We start from the raw sequence: 262 nt of genomic DNA on the forward strand, positions 1-262 counted from the left end.
GGTACTTGGTGATTTACTTGATCAAATCCCGTTGGATGAGCAGATTGATTCAGTCTATACCGACGGGGCTTATGACACAAAACAATGCCGTCAGGTCATTGCAGATCGGCAAGCACATGCAGTGATTTCCCCCAGAAAAAATGCCAAGCCATGGAAAGATAAAAAGATGGGCTCGCTAGAGCGCAATGACTTGCTTAGAACAGTTAAGCGTTTAGGAAGAACTATTTGGAAGAAATGGTCAGGCTATCATCGGCGAAGTTTG

Annotated in this window: 1 protein-coding gene; it reads left to right on the forward strand. The window is 44.7% G+C overall.

Annotated elements, in window-relative coordinates; translation table 11 throughout:
* Positions 1–262: transposase (locus GBN19_RS15650; protein WP_151778723.1), on the forward strand; the 262-nt coding region annotated here is incomplete at both ends.

Source organism: Acinetobacter brisouii (assembly GCF_008993995.1).
In the GTDB taxonomy this organism is placed as follows: Bacteria; Pseudomonadota; Gammaproteobacteria; order Pseudomonadales; family Moraxellaceae; genus Acinetobacter; species Acinetobacter brisouii_A.